At 68.7% G+C, this 18,249-nt stretch carries 14 protein-coding genes; 6 read left to right on the top strand and 8 right to left on the bottom strand.

Features of this window, described 5'->3' with window-relative positions:
• The first annotated feature begins 48 nt into the window (after positions 1 to 48).
• A complete protein-coding gene (acnA, locus tag CSC65_RS04415) occupies positions 49 to 2,817 on the top strand; it encodes an aconitate hydratase AcnA (protein ID WP_162408798.1) in 2,769 nt (922 codons plus the stop codon).
• Positions 2,818 to 2,986: 169 nt separating this feature from the next.
• Here the strand turns inward: acnA and CSC65_RS04410 are convergent, their stop codons facing one another.
• Entirely contained in the window at positions 2,987 to 3,352 is a 366-nt protein-coding gene (locus tag CSC65_RS04410; protein WP_238390271.1) for a nuclear transport factor 2 family protein, read from the bottom strand.
• Positions 3,353 to 3,533: 181 nt separating this feature from the next.
• Here CSC65_RS04410 and CSC65_RS04405 point away from each other — a divergent pair, with 181 nt between their 5' ends.
• Together CSC65_RS04405 and CSC65_RS04400 are read left to right on the top strand one after the other, a co-directional pair.
• Positions 3,534 to 5,231: a long-chain fatty acid--CoA ligase gene (locus CSC65_RS04405; RefSeq protein WP_162408796.1), complete on the top strand. Its 1,698-nt coding sequence runs from the start codon at positions 3,534 to 3,536 to the stop codon at positions 5,229 to 5,231.
• Positions 5,232 to 5,506: 275 nt separating this feature from the next.
• Positions 5,507 to 6,379, top strand: coding sequence for a crotonase/enoyl-CoA hydratase family protein (locus tag CSC65_RS04400; RefSeq protein WP_162408794.1), 873 nt, complete (start codon positions 5,507 to 5,509; stop codon positions 6,377 to 6,379).
• A gap of 141 nt (positions 6,380 to 6,520) precedes the next feature.
• On the opposite strand, the gene CSC65_RS04395 is transcribed toward CSC65_RS04400, so the two are convergent.
• The 6 genes from CSC65_RS04395 to CSC65_RS04370 all read right to left on the bottom strand — a co-directional run bounded on the left by CSC65_RS04395 (position 6,521) and on the right by CSC65_RS04370 (position 15,234).
• Positions 6,521 to 8,722 (bottom strand): ATP-binding protein, encoded by a 2,202-nt coding sequence (locus CSC65_RS04395; protein WP_238390270.1) that lies wholly within the window; start codon positions 8,720 to 8,722, stop codon positions 6,521 to 6,523.
• Positions 8,715 to 9,854 carry a cyclic di-GMP phosphodiesterase response regulator RpfG gene (rpfG, locus tag CSC65_RS04390; protein WP_162408790.1) on the bottom strand — a complete coding sequence of 380 codons (1,140 nt, stop codon included), beginning with the start codon at positions 9,852 to 9,854 and terminating at the stop codon, positions 8,715 to 8,717. The genes CSC65_RS04395 and rpfG overlap by 8 nt, the downstream gene beginning before the upstream one ends.
• 169 nt (positions 9,855 to 10,023) lie before the next feature.
• Complete coding sequence (lysS, locus tag CSC65_RS04385; RefSeq protein WP_162408788.1) at positions 10,024 to 11,553, bottom strand: lysine--tRNA ligase; 1,530 nt, start codon at positions 11,551 to 11,553, stop codon at positions 10,024 to 10,026.
• A 126-nt stretch (positions 11,554 to 11,679) separates the two neighbouring features.
• A protein-coding gene (prfB, locus tag CSC65_RS04380) for a peptide chain release factor 2 (protein ID WP_162408786.1) occupies positions 11,680 to 12,808 on the bottom strand; the annotation gives its coding sequence in 2 pieces (ribosomal slippage) (positions 11,680 to 12,732 and positions 12,734 to 12,808; 1,128 coding nt in all).
• A 109-nt stretch (positions 12,809 to 12,917) separates the two neighbouring features.
• A complete protein-coding gene (locus CSC65_RS04375) occupies positions 12,918 to 14,555 on the bottom strand; it encodes a hypothetical protein (RefSeq protein ID WP_238390269.1) in 1,638 nt (545 codons plus the stop codon).
• 82 nt (positions 14,556 to 14,637) lie between these two features.
• Complete coding sequence (locus CSC65_RS04370; protein WP_162408782.1) at positions 14,638 to 15,234, bottom strand: NfuA family Fe-S biogenesis protein; 597 nt, start codon at positions 15,232 to 15,234, stop codon at positions 14,638 to 14,640.
• Positions 15,235 to 15,313: 79 nt separating this feature from the next.
• On the opposite strand from CSC65_RS04370, the gene CSC65_RS04365 reads away from it, so the two are divergent.
• The 3 genes from CSC65_RS04365 to zupT are packed head-to-tail and all read left to right on the top strand — an operon-like array spanning position 15,314 to position 16,920.
• Entirely contained in the window at positions 15,314 to 15,658 is a 345-nt protein-coding gene (locus CSC65_RS04365) for a 4a-hydroxytetrahydrobiopterin dehydratase (RefSeq protein ID WP_162408780.1), read from the top strand.
• Positions 15,659 to 15,661: 3 nt separating this feature from the next.
• Complete coding sequence (locus CSC65_RS04360; protein WP_162408778.1) at positions 15,662 to 16,078, top strand: energy transducer TonB; 417 nt, start codon at positions 15,662 to 15,664, stop codon at positions 16,076 to 16,078.
• Positions 16,079 to 16,110: 32 nt separating this feature from the next.
• Positions 16,111 to 16,920 carry a zinc transporter ZupT gene (gene zupT / locus CSC65_RS04355; protein ID WP_162408776.1) on the top strand — a complete coding sequence of 270 codons (810 nt, stop codon included), beginning with the start codon at positions 16,111 to 16,113 and terminating at the stop codon, positions 16,918 to 16,920.
• 10 nt (positions 16,921 to 16,930) lie between these two features.
• Here the strand turns inward: zupT and CSC65_RS04350 are convergent, their stop codons facing one another.
• Entirely contained in the window at positions 16,931 to 17,905 is a 975-nt protein-coding gene (locus tag CSC65_RS04350; RefSeq protein WP_162408774.1) for an RluA family pseudouridine synthase, read from the bottom strand.
• Between the last annotated feature and the right edge of the window lie 344 nt (positions 17,906 to 18,249).

Below are 18,249 nucleotides of genomic sequence, written 5' to 3'. Positions count from 1 at the left end.
CTTCAGTCGCCACCGGAGCGTGGCGGCGCAGCTACAGGAGCCCGCCCCATGCGCGATTCCTTCGCCACCCGCAGCCGCCTGGACGTCGGCGGACAGTCCTATGCCTACGCAAGCCTGCCCAAGCTCGGACAGCGCTTCGACCTGGCCCACCTGCCCTATTCGATGAAGATCCTGCTGGAGAACCTGCTCCGCCACGAGGACGGGGTCACGGTGCTGCCTGCCCATATCGAAGCGGTGGCCAGGTGGGATCCGAAGGCCGAGCCTGATATCGAGATCGCGTTCATGCCCGCGCGCGTGGTGCTGCAGGACTTCACCGGCGTGCCCTGCGTCGTCGACCTGGCCGCCATGCGCGACGCGGTAGTCAAGCTCGGCGGCCGGCCGGAGCAGATCAATCCGCTGATTCCCTCCGAACTGGTGATCGACCATTCCGTGCAGGTGGATGTGTTCGGCAGGGCCGACGCCCTGGACATCAACGGCCGCATCGAATTCGAGCGCAACCAGGAGCGTTACGCGTTCCTGCGCTGGGGCCAGAAGGCATTTTCCGACTTCAGGGTGGTGCCACCGAACACCGGCATCGTCCACCAGGTGAACCTGGAGAACCTGGCCCGGGTCGTGATGACCGGCGACGCAAACGGCGAAGCCTGGGCCTACCCGGACACCGTGTTCGGCACCGACTCCCACACCACGATGATCAACGGTATCGGCGTGCTGGGCTGGGGCGTGGGCGGCATCGAGGCCGAAGCGGCCATGCTCGGCCAGCCTTCCTCGATGCTGATTCCGCAGGTCGTCGGCTTCGAGCTCACCGGCAGGCTGCCCGAGGGCGCCACCGCCACCGACCTGGTGCTCACCGTCACCCAGATGCTGCGCAAGCACGGGGTAGTCGGCAAGTTCGTAGAGTTCTACGGCGAGGGCCTGCAACACCTGCCACTGGCCGACCGCGCCACCATCGGCAACATGGCCCCGGAGTACGGCGCGACCTGCGGCATCTTCCCGATCGATGCCGAATCGTTGAGCTACCTGCGCCTGTCCGGTCGCAGCGAGGCGCAGATCGCGCTGGTCGAGGCTTACGCTAAGGCACAGGGCCTGTGGCACGAGCCCGGCGCGGCGCCTGCGCGCTACAGCGCCACCCTGCACCTGGACATGGGCGAGGTGAGGCCGTCGCTGGCCGGGCCCAAGCGCCCGCAGGACCGCGTGCTGCTGGAAGACGTCAAGCAGAACTACCGCGATGCGCTGGTCGGGCTCACCGCCAACCGCGACCGGCGCAGCCCGGAAGTGGCCGACTTCATCGCCGAGGGCGGCGCGGCCGCGGTCGGCAACGATGCCCTGCAGAAGGGCGTGGCGCACATCGAGATCGACGGGAAGCCCGTGAAGCTCAGGGATGGCGCGGTGGTCATCGCCGCCATCACCTCGTGCACCAACACGTCCAACCCGGCGGTGATGGTCGGCGCGGGCCTGCTGGCGCGCAACGCGGCCGCCCGCGGCCTTGACCGCAAGCCATGGGTGAAGACCTCCCTCGGCCCGGGTTCGCGCGTGGTCACCGACTACCTCGAAAAAGCGGGACTGCTGAAGGAGCTTGAAAAGGTCGGCTTCTACATCGTCGGCTATGGCTGCACGACCTGCATCGGCAATTCCGGACCGCTGCCTGTCGAGGTCAGCGCCGGCGTCGCCTCCGGCGACCTGGTAGTGGCGTCGGTGCTGTCGGGCAACCGCAATTTCGAAGGCCGGGTCCATCCCGAAGTGAAGATGAACTACCTGGCCTCGCCGCCACTGGTGGTCGCCTACGCACTGGCCGGCACCACCGACATCGACCTGACCACCGAACCACTGGGCACCGATCGTAACGGACAGCCGGTCTTCCTCAAGGACATCTGGCCGACCACGAAGGAAATCGGCGACGTCATCGCCGCGACCATCGGCCCGGAGATGTTCAAGCAGAACTATGCCGACGTGTTCAAGGGCGACAACCGCTGGAACACGATCGATTCGCCCGATGGCGAGCTGTACGCCTGGGACGACGCGTCCACCTACATCAAGAACCCGCCCTACTTCGACGGCATGACCATGGCCGTCGGCACCATCGACGACATCCACGGCGCGCGCGTGCTCGGCCTGTTCGGCGATTCGATCACCACCGACCACATTTCCCCGGCCGGCAACATCAAGAAGGATTCACCGGCCGGCCGCTTCCTGCAGTCGCGCGGCGTGCAGCCGGCGGACTTCAACAGCTACGGCAGCCGCCGCGGCAACGATGACGTGATGGTGCGCGGGACCTTCGCCAACATCCGCATCAAGAACCTGTTCTTCGGCGGCGAAGAAGGCGGCAACACGCTGTACTTCGGCGCAACGGGTACCGATGGCGGCCAGCCCGCGAAGATGTCGATCTACGACGCGGCCATGCGCTACAAGGCCGACGGCACGCCTTTGCTGGTCATCGCCGGCAAGGAGTACGGCACCGGCTCCTCGCGCGACTGGGCCGCCAAGGGCACCAACCTGCTCGGGGTCAAGGCGGTGATCGCGGAGAGCTTCGAGCGCATCCATCGCTCCAACCTGGTCGGCATGGGGGTGTTGCCACTGCAGTTCCAGGAAGGCCAGAACGCGCAGGTCCTGCGACTGGACGGCACCGAGACCTACGCGATCACCGGCCTGGCCGACGGCAGCAGCCGTACCGCGCAGGTCACTGCGCGCCGCGCCGATGGCAGCACGGTCGCGTTCACCGCGCACGTCCTGCTGCTGACGCCCAAGGAAGTCGAATACTTCCGCCATGGCGGCCTGCTGCAGTACGTGCTGCGGCAGCTGGCGGCACGCAAGGCCGCCTAGCGGGCGGGTCGCGGAAGCCCCGCATGCACGGTGCGGGGCATCCGGTGGGCGTCCGGCGCATTCCCACTCGCCACGGCAGCCCGCCGTATGCGCTGTGCCAGCCGGTCGAAGACGACCGCGCGATCCTGCTGAGGTGGCGGATGCGCGCTTTCCCGCAGGATCGACCCGTCTATTTCGGTTGCCACTCCGCGTAGTACAGGCGCCACGCTCCCCCTTCGTCGCGCCAGCCGCTGGTGACGTCCCAGGCCTGCGCGCGGTCGGGCAGGAAACGTCCGCTGCCACCGGTCGCCATCGCACTGAAGCGGACCGTGGCACGGTCGCCCTGCACCTCCACATCGGCCGGCCCCAGGGTCAGGCCGATGTTCGCGTTCGCCAGCATCTGGGCGCGGACGATCTGCTGCAACGCAGCACGATCCATGCCGTCATTGCCTCCGAAGTCGTCCGCGACGCCGTCCATGAAGGCACCCGCCTGTCGCTGCTCGAGGGCGTCCTGCATCGTCGACAACTGCTCGCGCAGGCGTTGATCCGGCGGCATTCGACTGCAGCCGGCCAATGCCACCGCCATCGCCATCGCACACGCGACAAGGAGAACGACCCTCGCCCCACCCAGTCCGCTTTTCATGGCTTCGCCTTTTCCATCCGGGACGGTATGCTCACATCCACGGCGGCGGAAAGCGACACTGCATGACCGCCACATCACCTCGGGAGGAGGCGCAATGAATCCGGATCGTCCTTGGCTGCAGAGCTATCCGCAGGGTGTGCCTGCCGAAATCGATCCGGACGAGTACCGTTCCATCTCGGCGGTGTTCGCCTCTTCCGTGTCCCGCTATGGGGACCGGCCGGCCTACAGCAACTTCGGCAAGGTCATGACCTACGCCGAAGTCGACGTGCTCAGCGCGCAGTTCGCCGCGTACCTGCTGGGCGAACTGGGCCTCAAGAAGGGCGATCGCGTCGCGCTCATGATGCCCAACTGCCTGCAGTATCCGATCGCGACGTTCGGCGTGCTGCGCGCCGGCATGACCGTGGTCAACGTCAATCCGCTCTACACCGCGCGCGAACTCAAGCACCAGCTGGTCGACGCGGGCGCCGCGGCCATCGTCGTGGTCGACAACTTCGGCCACACCGTGCAGGAAGTGCTGGCCGACACGCCGCTCAAGCAGGTGATCACCACCGGCCTGGGCGACATGATCGGCTTCCCCAAGGGCGCCATCGTCAACTTCGTACTGAAGTACGTGAAGAAGATGGTGCCGGACTACGACATTCCCGGCTCGGTGCGTTTCCGCGAGGCGCTGGCGGTGGGCAAGCGCCACACCCTGCCCCAGGTGGACATCGATCCCGGCGACATCGCCTTCCTGCAGTACACCGGCGGCACCACCGGCGTGGCCAAGGGCGCGATGCTGACCCATCGCAACCTGGTGGCGAACATGCAGCAGGCCTCGGCCTGGCTGGGCGCCAACAAGCTCGAGCGCGGCAAGGAAGTGATCATCACCGCGCTGCCGCTGTACCACATCTTCGCGTTGACGGCGAACGGCCTGGTCTTCATGGAACTGGGCGGCCTCAACCACCTGATCACCAATCCACGCGACATGCCGGGCTTCGTCAAGGAGCTCAAGGGCACGCGCTTCACCGCGATCACCGGCGTCAACACGCTGTTCAACGGCCTGCTCAATACCCCGGGCTTCGACGAGGTCGATTTCTCCTCGTTGAAGGTGACCCTGGGCGGCGGCATGGCGGTGCAGCGCGCGGTCGCCGAGCGCTGGAGGCAGGTCACCGGCGTCACCCTGGTCGAGGCCTACGGCCTGACCGAGACGTCGCCGGCAGCCTGCATCAACCCGCTGGACATCAAGGAGTTCAACGGCTCGATCGGCCTGCCGATCCCGTCCACCGACGTGTGCGTCAAGGACGACGACGGCAACATCCTGCCCCACGGCGAAGTCGGCGAGCTGTGCGTCAAGGGTCCGCAGGTGATGAAGGGCTATTGGCAGCGTCCCGAGGAAACGGCCCAGGTGATCGACGCCGACGGCTGGCTGCACACCGGCGACATGGCCCGGATCGAACCCAGCGGCTTCGTCTATATCGTCGACCGCAAGAAGGACATGATCCTGGTCTCGGGGTTCAACGTGTACCCCAACGAGGTCGAGGACGTGGTCGCGGCGATGCCCGGCGTGCTGGAAGTGGCCGCCATCGGCGTGCCGGACGAGCGTTCGGGCGAGGCAGTGAAGCTGTTCGTGGTCAAGAAGGACCCGTCGCTGACCGCCGAACAGATCAAGGCCCATTGCCGCGAGGCGTTGACCGGCTACAAGCAGCCGCGCCAAATCGAGTTCCGCACCGAGCTGCCTAAGACCAACGTCGGCAAGATCCTGCGCAAGGAGCTGCGTGGCCCAGCGCCGGCCCCAGGCGCCAGCGCCGACTGAGGCCGCCCCCGGCCCGGGCGCCCAAGGCCCGGGCCCACCCGCGCGTCCATACGGGTGCGGTCTGGTCCGGCCTCCGGGTCGGGCCGTGGCAACGGCCCCCGGCTTCTGCCCGCCCCCATGCAGGGGCGCTCTCCGGCGCTCTTAACAACTCGTCCACGCAGGTTTTCGGGCTCAGCGGCCAGCCACTTTTAATTGTTCGTTCAGGTGTAGCATGGCCGGGCAACATCCCCCGCCTGCCGTCACGCCGGCAGGTCAAGCCGCCCCCGGAGACCGCCATGAGCACGATCGAGAAACTGCAGCGCACCCACAACTTCCCCACCATCCGCGTGCAGACGCCGCCGGATGGCAGCGCCCATTGGCTGTACATGCATGCCGACGCCGCCCAGGCCGGCGTGCGTCCGTGTTGCCGCTTCGAGATGCTCGAGGACATGTGGAGCTACATGAGCTCCATCACGCTGCGCGAATCGCAGCGCCACCAGGGCCGCCTGCGCCATTTCGTGCTGGCCTCCGCCGCCAGTGCCTACAACCTTGGCGGCGACCTCGATCTGTTCAGGAAGCTGATCATCGAGGGCAATCGCGAACGCCTGCTCGCCTACGCCCGCCGCTGCGTCGAAGGCGTTCACCACGTCCACACCGGCTTCGGCGGCGACATGCATACCGTGGCCCTGATCCAGGGCGACGCCCTGGGCGGCGGCCTGGAAATGGCGCTGGCCTGCCACACGATCGTCGCCGAGGAAGGCGTCGGCATGGGCCTGCCCGAAGTGCTGTTCGGCCTGTTCCCGGGCATGGGCGCCTACTCGTTCCTGTGCAAGCGCGTCACCGCGCGCCAGGCCGAGAAGATGATCCTCAGCGGCGAGGTCTACAGCAGCGAGGAGATGTATCGCCTCGGCGTGGTCGACGTGCTGGTTCCCAAGGGCCAGGGCGAATCGGCGGTGCAGGACCTGATCCGCCAGCACCAGCGGGCTCCGCATTCGCACCTGGCGATGAACGCCGTGCGCAAGATCGGCCAGCCGGTCAGCTACGAGGAACTGATGGGCATCACTGAAGTGTGGGTCGACACCGCCCTGGCGCTGGGCGAGAAGTCGCTGCGGACGATGGAACGCATCGTGCGCGCGCAGGCCCGGAGGGCCAGTTCGGAAGCCGCCTGATCGATCACTGCGGCCCTCCGGCCGGCAGTGTCAGGGGGAAGATCGGGCCCGGCAGGATGCCGGGCCTTCGCTTTTCTGGGGATTACGTTTTTCCTGGCGCATCGTCCGGTCGGCCCGGAACGCCAGAAGAAGGCGCGCTTGTCAGCCGGACTCGTTGCCGCCGCCGTCGCGTACGCTGCCGCGTGCCTGCTGGCGCGCCAGCAGCGCATCCCGACCCTGGGTCAAGGCGGCGTTGAGCATCGCGATCCGCTGCCGCCACTCGTTGCGGATCTGCCAGTCGGCCAGGCGCATCAGCTCGCTGCCCTGCTCGGCGACCCGCACCAGGCCCATGTTCGCCGCCACGCCCTTGATCGCATGCGCATGGTCACGCAGCCGGGCCCAGTCAGCGGCCTCGGCCGCGTGCGACATCGCTCCGATGCAACCGTCGGCGTCGGCCAAGCAGTGGCTGATGAACTCGCGCTCGAACTCGTCGCCCATGCCCATCGCCGCCAGTTCGTCCAGGACCGAGCTGTCCAGCACGCCGGCCGGCGCTTCGGCACCCGCAGCCGGACGCTGCGCCAGGGTCGCATTGCGGCGGCCGCGCTGCGCTGCGACGTCCGAGAGCGTTTCCAGCAGGCGGGCAGCGGCGACGGGCTTGGCCAGGAAGGCGTAGGCCCCGGCCTGCTCGCAGCGCTGGATCGACTCGGGAGTCACATCGGCGCTCAGTACGATCACCGGCGTCCGCGGGCCACCCCCGGCCTGCATCACCCGCACCTGCTTGAGCAGGTCCAACCCGCTCACCCCGGGCATGTGCAGGTCGACGATCACCGCGTCGTATTCGCTCGCCGCCATCGCGTCGAGCACTTCCTCGCCACCCTCGACCGAGGTGACGCGGTGCCCGGCTTTCTGCAGGAGGCGCTGCAGGACCATCCGATTGGCTTCGTAGTCGTCGGCCACCAGCAACTGCATGCTGCGCACGCGCGCGCGGTGGCGCAGGAACGGGTCGGCGAAGGCGATGACGTTGCCGCCGGCGTCGCGCAGCGCGGTCTCGCTCTCCACCTCGGCGACCGGCGCCATGGCCACGCGCGCCGAGCGCTCCAGCGGTGCAGCGAACGGGATCTCGACCCAGAAGCGGCTGCCCCGTCCCTCGATGCTCTCGAAACCGATCCGGCCGCCCATCGCCTCGGCCAGGCCCTTGGCGATCGTGGTGCCCAGTCCGGTGCCGCCATAGCGCCGCGCCAGGCCCGCATCGGCCTGCTCGAAGGCCTCGAAGAGGCGGCCGCGCATCGCGGCCGGAATGCCGATGCCGGTGTCGGTCACCGAGAAGCGCAGGCGCGTACGGGTGTCGTCCGCCGCGCCCGGGACGGCCTCGACATCGACCCGGACCCGGCCCTGGTCGGTGAACTTCACCGCGTTGCCGACCAGGTTCAGCAGCACCTGGCGCACGTGGCCGGCATCGCCGTTGACCTGCTCGGGCACGTCGTCGCCGATCACCACCAGGTAATCGAGGTTCTTGACCCGGGCCTGCGGATGCAGGATCAGGCCGATGCTGCCGACCAGTTCGCGCGGCGAGAAGTCCTGCAGGTTGAGCTTGAGCTTGCCGGCCTCGATCGCCGAGATGTCGAGCACGTCCTCGACCAGCGCCATCAGCGTGCGCGTGGAAGCCTGGATGGTGCGCACGCATTCGCGCTGCTCGTCATCCAGCCTCGTGGTCCCCAGCAGCTCGGACATGCCGCCCAGGCCGTTGAGCGGGGTGCGGAACTCGTGGCTCATGTTGGCCAGGAACCGGCTCTTGGCCTCGCTGGCGCGCCGCGCTTCCTCGGTGGCGCGGGTGAGCTGCTTGAGCAGGCTGGACAGGTACAGCGGCACCGCCGCCAGGCCGACCAGCAGGCCGATACCCAGGCCGCGGACCTGGGCCCAGAAATCATTGGTCAGGAGCACCGTGCCGAAACTGGCGAGCGCCATCGCCACGGCCACGTAGAGGTAGCGGGTGCCGTAGCGCAGGCCGTTGCCCACGGTCACCCACATCACCACGACGTAAACCCAGGCCAGCGGCTCGCCCATCGCGATCATGCCGGCGGCCATCAATCCGTAGTCGGCCAGCATGCCGACCACGCGACGTGCGTCGGATCGGCCCGGATGGGCCAGCAAGGCCGTGAAGATACCCAGGCTCAGGGTGAGCCCGGTCAGCACGATCGCCAGCACCGTGCGGTACTGGCCCGGCTCGAGCCCCGCTCGCGAAGACGGCAACAGCACGTAGCTCAGGATCAGCAGGATCAGGACGATGCGCACCAGCGCCTGCCCGTGCTCGCTGTCGGGGCGGCCGGAAAGGCGCTCGCGGAACCAGGCGTAGGCTTCAGCCACGGGCCAGCCCCCCCGGACGCGCGGAAGCGGTCGAATACTGCTCGCATATCTGCTGCAGGCGCTCGCGGCCGCGCATGAGCGCATCGACGCATTCCGGGTCGAACAGGCGGCCGCGCTGCGCGTACAGGTAGGCCAGGGCGGCGTCGACCGTCCATGCCTCCTTGTATGGCCGCGGCGAAATCAGCGCGTCGAAGACGTCGGCCACGGCCACGATGCGTGCTTCCAGCGGAATCGCCTCGCCAGCCAGTCCGTCGGGATAGCCGCTGCCGTCGTACCGCTCGTGGTGGCGCAGGGCGATCATCGACCCCACCTGGATGAAGCGGTTCTGGCTGCCGCTGAGCAGCTCGTGGCCGATGCGCGGGTGCCGGCGCATCACCGCCATCTCGTCCTCGTCGAGCTTGCCGGGCTTCATCAGGACCGCGTCCGGAATGGCGATCTTGCCCATGTCGTGCAGCGGGGCCGCCATCTCGATGGTGCGCACGTCGTCCTCGGGCAGGCCCAGGCCTTCGGCGACCAGGCCGGCGACCCGCGACATGCGCTCGAGGTAGGCACTGGTACCGGCGTCGCGGAACTCGATCGCGCGCGCCAGCCGCGAAAGCGTCTCGCGCTCGCGCTCCTCGACCTCATGCATGCTCGACAGCAGCCGCTGCTCGAGCGAAAGCGCACGCTGCTTGACCGTCTCCGACTGCTGGCGCAACTGCAGCAGGTTGTGGCAGCGCGCGCGCAGTTCGCGTGGACGCACGGGCTTGACCAGGAAGTCGATCACCCCGGCCTCAAGCGCAGCCTGGCGGACCGGCTCGTCGCCGACCACGGTGATCAGGATGACCGGGATGTCGCGATGCTTGGGCAGGCGACGGAAGCGGCGCGCGAACTCCAGCCCGTCCATGCCCGGCATGCGGTAGTCGAGCAAAAGGAGGTCGGTGGGATGGGTGTCGCACCAGTCCAGCGCCTGGCGCGCGTCGCCGAAGTCGTGCACGGCCAACTCCGAGGTGATGTCCTCGATGATGTGGCGCAGCATTGTGCGCGCAGATGCCTGATCGTCGACGATGACGATATCCAATTCCCGCTCCGCCCCGTTCCATCCCGCTCTGGCATCGCAGAATACCGCGGTATCGGCCTTGCCCGCACCCATGGCCCGCTCCCGTCCTTCCGCCTCCGGGGGCGCCCATGCGCCCTGCCGTACCTGAAAAGGACGCAGGAACCGTGCCACGGGCAGGCCAGCGGGCAGCCAGAACAGTGACGCGAGGCCGGAAAACGCGACATTCGCCGCGTCCAGCTCCCCTCGCGGGGTCTGGCCTGGCCTAGGTGCCCTGTTCCGGGCGCATGTACGGGAACAGCAGTACGTCCCGGATCGAGGTGCTGCCGGTCAGCAGCATGACCAGGCGGTCGATGCCGATCCCCAGTCCGCCGGTCGGCGCCAAGCCGTACTCGAGTGCACGGATGTAGTCGGCGTCGAAGTGCATGGCCTCGTCGTCGCCGCCCTCCTTGGCCTCGACCTGGGCCTGGAAACGCGCCGCCTGGTCCTCCGGGTCGTTGAGCTCGGAGAAGCCGTTGGCGATCTCCTTGCCGTTGATGAACAGCTCGAAGCGGTCCGTATAGCCCGGCTCGGTGTCGCTGGCGCGGGCCAGCGGCGAGACCTCCACCGGGTGGTCGGTGATGAAGGTCGGCTGGACCAGGGTGTGCTCGACGGTCGCCTCGAAGATCTCCAGCAGCAGCTTGCCCCAGCCGTACGACGGCTTGGTCCGGATCTTCAGCCGTTCACAGTGGCCCCGCAGCGCGTCGCGATCGGTGCAGTCGGCGGCGCTGATCTCGGGGTTGTAGTGGCGGACCGCCTCGTCCATCCGCCAGCGGCGGAACTTCGGCCCCAGGTCGATCGCCTGCCCGTCCCACTCGACCCGGGTGGTGCCCAGCACGGATTGCGCAGTGTCGCGGATCACGTTCTCGGTCAGGTCCATGACCTCGTGGTACGTGGCATAGGCCTCGTACAGCTCGAGCATCGTGAACTCGGGATTGTGCCGGGTGGACACGCCCTCGTTGCGGAAGTTGCGGTTGATCTCGTACACGCGCTCCAGGCCGCCGACCACCAGGCGCTTGAGGTACAGCTCCGGCGCCACGCGCAGGTACAGCTGCAGGTCCAGTGCATTGTGGTGGGTGGTGAACGGCTTGGCCGTGGCACCGCCGGGGATGTAATGCATCATCGGCGTTTCCACTTCCAGGAAGCGCCGGGTGTCGAGCCACTCGCGCATCGCGCGGATGATCTTGCTGCGCTTGACGAACACCTCGCGCGCCTCGGGCGTGACGATCAGGTCGACGTAACGCTGGCGGTAGCGCTGTTCGACGTCGCTCAGGCCGTGCCACTTGTCCGGCAACGGACGCAGCGACTTGACCAGCAGGCGCAGCGAAGTCGCCTTGACCGACAGTTCACCGGTACGGGTGCGGGTCAGCCCGCCCTCGACCGCGACGATGTCGCCCACGTCGAACGACTTGAACGCCTCGTAGGCCTCGCCGAGCACGTTCCCCTGCAGGAACAGCTGGATTTTCCCGGACTCGTCCATGACCTGGGCGAAGCTGGCCTTGCCCATCACCCGCTTGGCCATCAATCGTCCGGCCAGGGCGACCGTGCGCGGCAGTGCTTCGAGCGCTTCGGCGGTCCACTGGTCCGCATCGGCGTACTCGCCCTGCAGATCGCCGGCGTACTCGACCCGCTTGAAGTCGTTCGGGAAGGCCACGCCCTGGGCGCGCAGCGCGGTGAGCTTGGCGCGGCGTTCGGCGATCAGGTGGTTCTCGTCGACCGGTGCGGCCTGGGGGGCGGATTCGCTGGGCTGGGTCATGGTGTCGATCGGACGCGCGGACTGCGCTTGGGATTTAGGGGCCCCGGCGTCCGCATCGGCGGCACCGGGCATCTCGTCGGGAGGATGCGGACGCGGTACCTGGCTCGCCCTGCACGGGCGGCCCGGTCAGGCCGCGTCGGTACGTTTGGCGCCAGCCTCCAGGCCGGCCTTGAGGCTGGCCTCGACGAACTCGTCCAGGTCGCCATCCAGCACTTTCTGCGTGTCGCTGCGTTCGATGCCCGTGCGCAGGTCCTTGATCCGGCTCTGGTCGAGCACGTAGTTGCGGATCTGGCTGCCCCAGCCGATGTCGGACTTGGTCGCCTCGACCGCGTCGCGTTCGGCATTGCGCTTCTGGATCTCCAGCTCGTAGAGCTTGGCGGCCAGCATCTTCATCGCATTGTCGCGGTTCTGGTGCTGGCTGCGGCCGGTCTGGCAGGCCACCACGATCCCGCTGGGGATATGGGTGATGCGCACCGCCGATTCGGTCTTGTTGACGTGCTGGCCGCCCGCGCCGGAGGACCGGTAGACGTCGGTCCTGAGATCGGCCGGATTGATCTCGATGTCGATGTTGTCGTCGACTTCAGGCGACACGAACACCGAAGTGAAGCTGGTATGCCGGCGGTTGTCCGAATCGAACGGCGACTTGCGCACCAGGCGGTGCACGCCGGTCTCGGTCTTGAGCCAGCCGTAAGCGAAATCGCCTTCCACCCGCAGCGTGGCCGACTTGATGCCGGCGACGTCGCCACCGCTGGCTTCCATCAGCTCGGTCTTCCAGCCGCGCGATTCGCACCAGCGCAGGTACATGCGCAGCAGGATCTCGGCCCAGTCCTGCGCCTCGGTGCCGCCGGCGCCGGCCTGGATGTCGACGAATGCGTTGGCCGAGTCCATCTTGCCGGAGAACATGCGCTGGAATTCCAGCGTTTCGATGTGTTTTTCGAAGCGGTCGACATCGGCGACCACGGCCAGGGCGGTGTCCTCGTCCTGCTCGCTCTCGGCCAGCTCCAGCAGCTCGGTCGAGCCTTCCAGGCCTTCCAGCACCGAGGCGATGCCGCCGACCGTCTTCTCGAGCATCGAACGCTCGCGGCCCAGGGCCTGGGCGCGTTCGGGATCGTCCCAGACGTTGGGCAGTTCGAGCTCGCGGTTTACTTCTTCCAGACGCTCTTTCTTGGCGTCGTAGTCAAAGATACCCCCGGAGCGAGATCACGCGACCGGTCAGGTCGGCGATGCGCTGGCGGACGGGATTGAGCTCGATCATGGCGGCATGCAGGCTTGAAAACGGCCGCCGATTCTAGCAGGGATGCCCGCCTCTCGACCGGAGCCCATCCGCAGCTTCGCCGCGGCTCGACGACGCGCCAGCATGCGCATCAGGGCCTGACGCTGCCGTTGTCTTCCTGGAGTTCGGGCTTGAACGGCACGTCCGGTGGCGGCCTGCCGTCGGCGGGCTGCTCGTTGAGGTCGGGATCGCTGATGCCGCAACCACCGCCAAGTTGCAGCACCGAGATCATGCAATTGATCTTCTTGCCGGTGCCGGGAATCGGGATCGCCACCGATTTCATGCCCTTGCGTACCCATTCGGCCAACAGCGACTCGTTGGGTACCCAGAAGCGGTCGAAGCTGGTGGGTTCGTAGTCGTATGGCGGCCGCTTCAGCCAGGTTCCCGACTGGTCGATCCGGTCGCGGGTCCAGCGGTCGCTGTCGCTGCCCGGCGCGCCACGTTCGGCCATGCCCTCGCCCGCCGCCGGGCCCGGCCCCTGCCCGGCGCCTTCGCCCGGCAGGCGAACCCGGCCGTCGCCATCGAACAGCCCCGGTGCGCCGCCCGGCCGCGCTTGGCCGGAACGGGCCTGGCCCCAGTCGTCGCCGGCGACCGGACTGTCCCAACCACTGCCCGGGGCCGGACGCGGGGACGCCGCCGGCGAGGCACCGCCGGAGGTCGCACGCGGCGCGGCGGCCGGTCCTGTCGGCATGCCCGGCGGTGCGCCGCCGGCCTGTGCGGCGGTCGCAGGCGCTGCGGCTGGAGTGGTCGCAGGCGCGGATGCGGGTGCCGCGGCGGGCGCGGGCGCCGGCGGTGATGGCATCGCCAGCTCGCGCTCGCGGACGGTGGATTCCGGCGCCTGCCGCAGCCGGGGCTGGACCTGCGGCACCTCGACCGTCACCGGCTTCAGCGCAACCTGCGGCAGCGGCTCGTTGACCTCGCGCGTGCGCAACTGCAGCTCGCGCGGCTGGACCAGCGGCACGTCGACGGGTCGCGCCTGCGGCGTGCGGATCGCCGGCAGCTCGACCACCGCGACCTCGCGTTCCCGCAATTGAGGTTGCCTGATCGCCGGCGCGGTGACCTCGCGCGGCGTGGCAGGTGGCAACACGTAGTCGATCGTGGGCTGTTCGACCTCGGTCACCTGCACCGGCTGCTCCGCGGGCACCTCCGCCACGTCCGGCTCGGCGACCTCCGCCACCTGCGGCGGTGTGGGCGCGGGCGGCGTCGGGGCAGGTTCGACGGCGACCTCTTGGGGCACCGGCGGTGATGACGCGCTTTCGTCGGCGGCTTCGGCCGGCGTGGAGGCCGGCGTGGACGATTCGGATGCCGAAACCGGTTCACCCGTCGCCGAAGAGGATGCCGCCGGGGCCTCGGACTGGGGCGTCCCCGGATCGCCGGCGCCGATGAAGCCGATCGCCACCCGCTCGCCGCCACCCCCGGCCTCGGGCGGCGGCGGTGGCAGCAGCGATTGCAGGTAGGCCATCCAGGCCAGCGCCGCGATGAACAGGACATGCAGCACCAGGCTGCCGGTACCCGAGAACCAGCGGAGCGGACGTTCGTCGCGCGGCGGTGGCAACCAGCCCTGGTGGAAAAGCGAGAAGAAGGCCGGCCAGCGCGACAGTTCCCTGCCCGGCGCGCGCGCTGCAGGCGGGCGCTCCCCCAAAAGGTCGACGACCTCGGCCGGGCGAGCATGCGGATGCACCGGCAGCGGCGGTAGCGAACGCAGCCACAGCGCCCAGCCGTAGGGCATGCGCGTGTGGCGTTCGACGGGGGGATGTGGGGGTGCGCGCCCGATCAGCGCCTGGATGATTTCAGACGCGCGCGTCACCGCGTCAGGCCGCGTTTCCGCGCGGCATGTACGGCGCCGAGCCGCTGTCGTGGTCGGTCGCGTCGCGCACCGCGGTCACCCCGGGCACGCGCGCGATGAGCGTCTTCTCGATGCCCTGCTTGAGGGTGACATCGGCCATTCCGCAGCCGTGGCAGCCACCGCCGAAGCGCAACAGGACCACGCCCTCGGCCGACACTTCCTGCACCGTGGCACGGCCGCCATGCGAGGCCAGTTGCGGATTGACCTCGTTTTCCATCACCCAGCGCACGCGTTCGACCAGGGAGGCCGAATCAGCCGGCGCCTCGCCCTTGATCTTCGGCGCGCGGATCGTCAGCTGCGCGCCGGTGCCCTGGAACACATAGTCGATCTCCGCACCGTCGAGCCAGCCGACGCTGTCGGCGGCGACATACAGCGTGAAGCCATCGCAGTCGATCGCCCACTCGTCGCCGGCCAGCTCGGCCGGTTCGGCGAACTCCAGGCGGGCATCGGCACGCGACGTACCGGGATCCATGGCACTCAGGCGCACGCCCAGGCCGGGGATGGCCTCGCGTTCCACCAGCTTGCGGAAATGCGCCTGCGCGCTGTCGGAGATGTTGATCATGCGGGTATTCTAGCCAAGTCCCGGCGGCGGCCCGCAGCGGCCCCGCGGACCGTTCAGACAGGCACCACGGAGGCTCCCCATGTCCGACCTCATCCCGCTCGCGCAGGCGCACTGCCTGCCCCGCAGTGGCCACGAACACCGGCTGGGGCAGGCCCGCATCGCCGAGCTGATGCCGCAGGTGCCGGGCTGGGAGCTGGCCGAGGAAGGCCGTGCGCTACTGCGCACCTTCCGCTTCAAGGACTATCACCGCACGATGGCCTTCGTGAACGCGCTGGCCTGGATCGCGCATCGCGAAGACCACCACCCGGACCTGGGCGTGCACTACGACCGCTGTGTCGTGCGCTTTTCCACCCACGACGTAGGTGGCCTGAGCGAGAACGACTTCATCTGCGCGGCACGCGCCGCGACCCTGCTGGAGGACTGAACCATGGCCCGTCCGATCTTCCTGTTGTCCGCATTCCTCCTCGCCTCGCTGCTGGCGGGCTGCGGCGGCAGCACGCCCCCGGCCGAACCCGTGCCGGCGCCGACCCAGATCGCCGCGATCGACACCCCGCCACCGGAATACCCGATGGCACTGGCCTGCGCCGGTATCGGCGGCCAGGCCCTGCTGGAGGTCGAGGTCGGCACCGCCGGCACGCCGACCCGGATCGACCTGGTGCGCGGCAGCGGCAACGACGACCTGGACCGGCTGGCGAAGGAGTCGGTACAGGGCTGGAAATTCCGCCCGGCCACGCGCGCCGGCCAGCCGGTGGCGCAGACCATCCAGGTGCCCGTGAACTTCACCGCGCCGGCGGTGCGCCCCGACGCCTGCTTCGCACTGGACGCCGGCCGCTCGCCGACCTGAGCGCGGCCACTCACGGATGAGGATGCACGCGCATGCATGACCCCTCGACCTCCGCGATCCTGATCGCGCTGGCGGTAACGCTGGCCGCGGGGCTGGCTACCGGGCTGGGCGGGTTGCTGGTGGTGTTCGCGCGCGGGCCCAATCCACGGCTACTCGCCTTCGGCCTGGCCTTCGCCGGCGGCGCGATGGTCTACGTGTCGCTCACCGAAATCTTCAGCAAGGCGGTCGCGTCGTTCACCCTGGCCTACGACACGCGGCTGGGCTTTACCTTTGCCACGTTCGCGTTCCTGGCCGGCCTGCTGCTGATCATGGTGATCGACATGCTGGTGCCCAACCCGCACGACACCCTGGCCAGCGACGACCCCGCCCTGCGCGAACACAACCGCGAATACATCCGCCGCGTCGGCCTGATGACCGCGGTCGCGATCACCGCGCACAATTTCCCCGAGGGCCTGGCGACGTTCTTCGCGACCCTGGGCAATCCGGCCGTCGGCCTGCCGCTGGCCCTGGCCATCGCGATCCACAACATTCCCGAAGGCATCGCCATCGCGATCCCGGTGTATTTCGCCACCGGCAAAAAGGGATACGCCTTCATCGCCAGCCTGCTGTCGGGGCTGGCCGAGCCGGTGGGCGCGGTGATCGGTTTCGCGCTGCTGTCCAACTACCTGACCGATGCGGTGTTCGGCATGGTGTTCGGCCTGATCGCCGGTGTGATGGTGTTCCTGGCCATCGACGAACTGTTGCCGGCGGCCAAGCGCTACGCCAAGGGCCACGAGACCGTGTATGGCCTGGTCAGCGGCATGGGCGTGCTGGCGCTGAGCCTGGTGCTGTTCAAGTGGTAAGGGGCGCGCCCTAGGCCAGCCGGTCCAGCACCTCGCGCAGCTCGGGAGCGATCGGCGCACTGATCGTGTAGGGTGTGCGCCCGTCATCGAGGGCGAACTCCAGCGAGGCGGCGTGCAGGAACAGCCGGCGCAGGCCGGCCTTGTCGCGCAGGCGCTTGTTGGCCTCCGGATCGCCGTACTTGTCGTCGCCCGCCACCGGGTGTCCCAGGTGCTGGGCGTGCACACGGATCTGGTGGGTGCGGCCGGTGTCGATGCGCACCTCGCAATAGGATTGGCCGCCGCGCCGCTCCAGGACCTTGAAGTGGCTCGTCGAAGGCTTGCCGTCGGGATCGACCTGGACATGCCGCTCCCCGCCCTGGCGCAGGCCCACGTGCAGCGGCGCGTCCACGCTCAGGGTCCCATCCGGCATCCGCCCGGTGAGCAGGGTCAGGTAGCGCTTGCGGATGCCGCGGCCCGCCCCGCCCTCGCGGCTGCCTTCACGCATGAGCGCCTGCATCTCGGTCAGCGCCGAGCGCTTCTTGGCCACGATCAGGACCCCCGAGGTGTCCCGGTCCAGGCGATGGACCAGCTCGAGCGTCTGGCCCGGGCGCAGCGCACGCAGGGTCTCGATGGCGCCGAAGGAGATGCCGCTGCCGCCATGGCTGGCCACCCCGGACGGCTTGTCCAGGGCCAGCAGGCGTGCGTCCTCGAACACGATGGCCGCCTCGATCCGCTGCAGCAGGCCCGGCGCGGGCGTGCCGCGTTCGGCTTCGCCCTCCAGACGCAGCGGCGGGATGCGGACCTCTTCGCCGGCCACGAGCTTGCGCTCGGCCTTGGCCCGCCCGCCGTTGACCCGGACCTGGCCGCTGCGGACCAGCTTGTAGACCAGGCTGCGCGGCGCGCCCTTGAGCTGGCCGAGCAGGAAGTTGTCCAGCCGCTGGCCATCGCGGTCCTCCGGAACCTTCACGGTGCGGGCAGCGGACTTGGCAGGTTGGGGGTCGGTCATTGACTTGTTAATTCTGTTAGACTCGGCCGGCGATGTAAGGGTTTGATTCCGCTGGAAGAAGTTGCAGGGCCAGAAGCCCGGGCTTCCCGCGATCCCGGCACAGTGCGCGGCCACCGCCCCAGGGGCGGCCATGTTAGCGGCTTGCAGGCAGACCCGGCCATGGCCCGGTGGGTCAGAGCACCGGTTGCTGAACATGTCCCGCGTGGCGTCCGCGCCGCCGGCCCGCTGTACCCATTGAAGACACCCAATAGCAAAGCGCTCCCGCGGCCCGCCGTGGTGTTGCAGCGCTGGAAACCAGGATCCGCCCGGACCGCGCCCAGCGCGACGGACGGCGAAACCCGCCA

Source organism: Pseudoxanthomonas daejeonensis, assembly GCF_010093205.1.
Taxonomy (GTDB): Bacteria; Pseudomonadota; Gammaproteobacteria; order Xanthomonadales; family Xanthomonadaceae; genus Pseudoxanthomonas; species Pseudoxanthomonas daejeonensis.
This window is presented reverse-complemented; position numbering and strand designations above follow the sequence as displayed.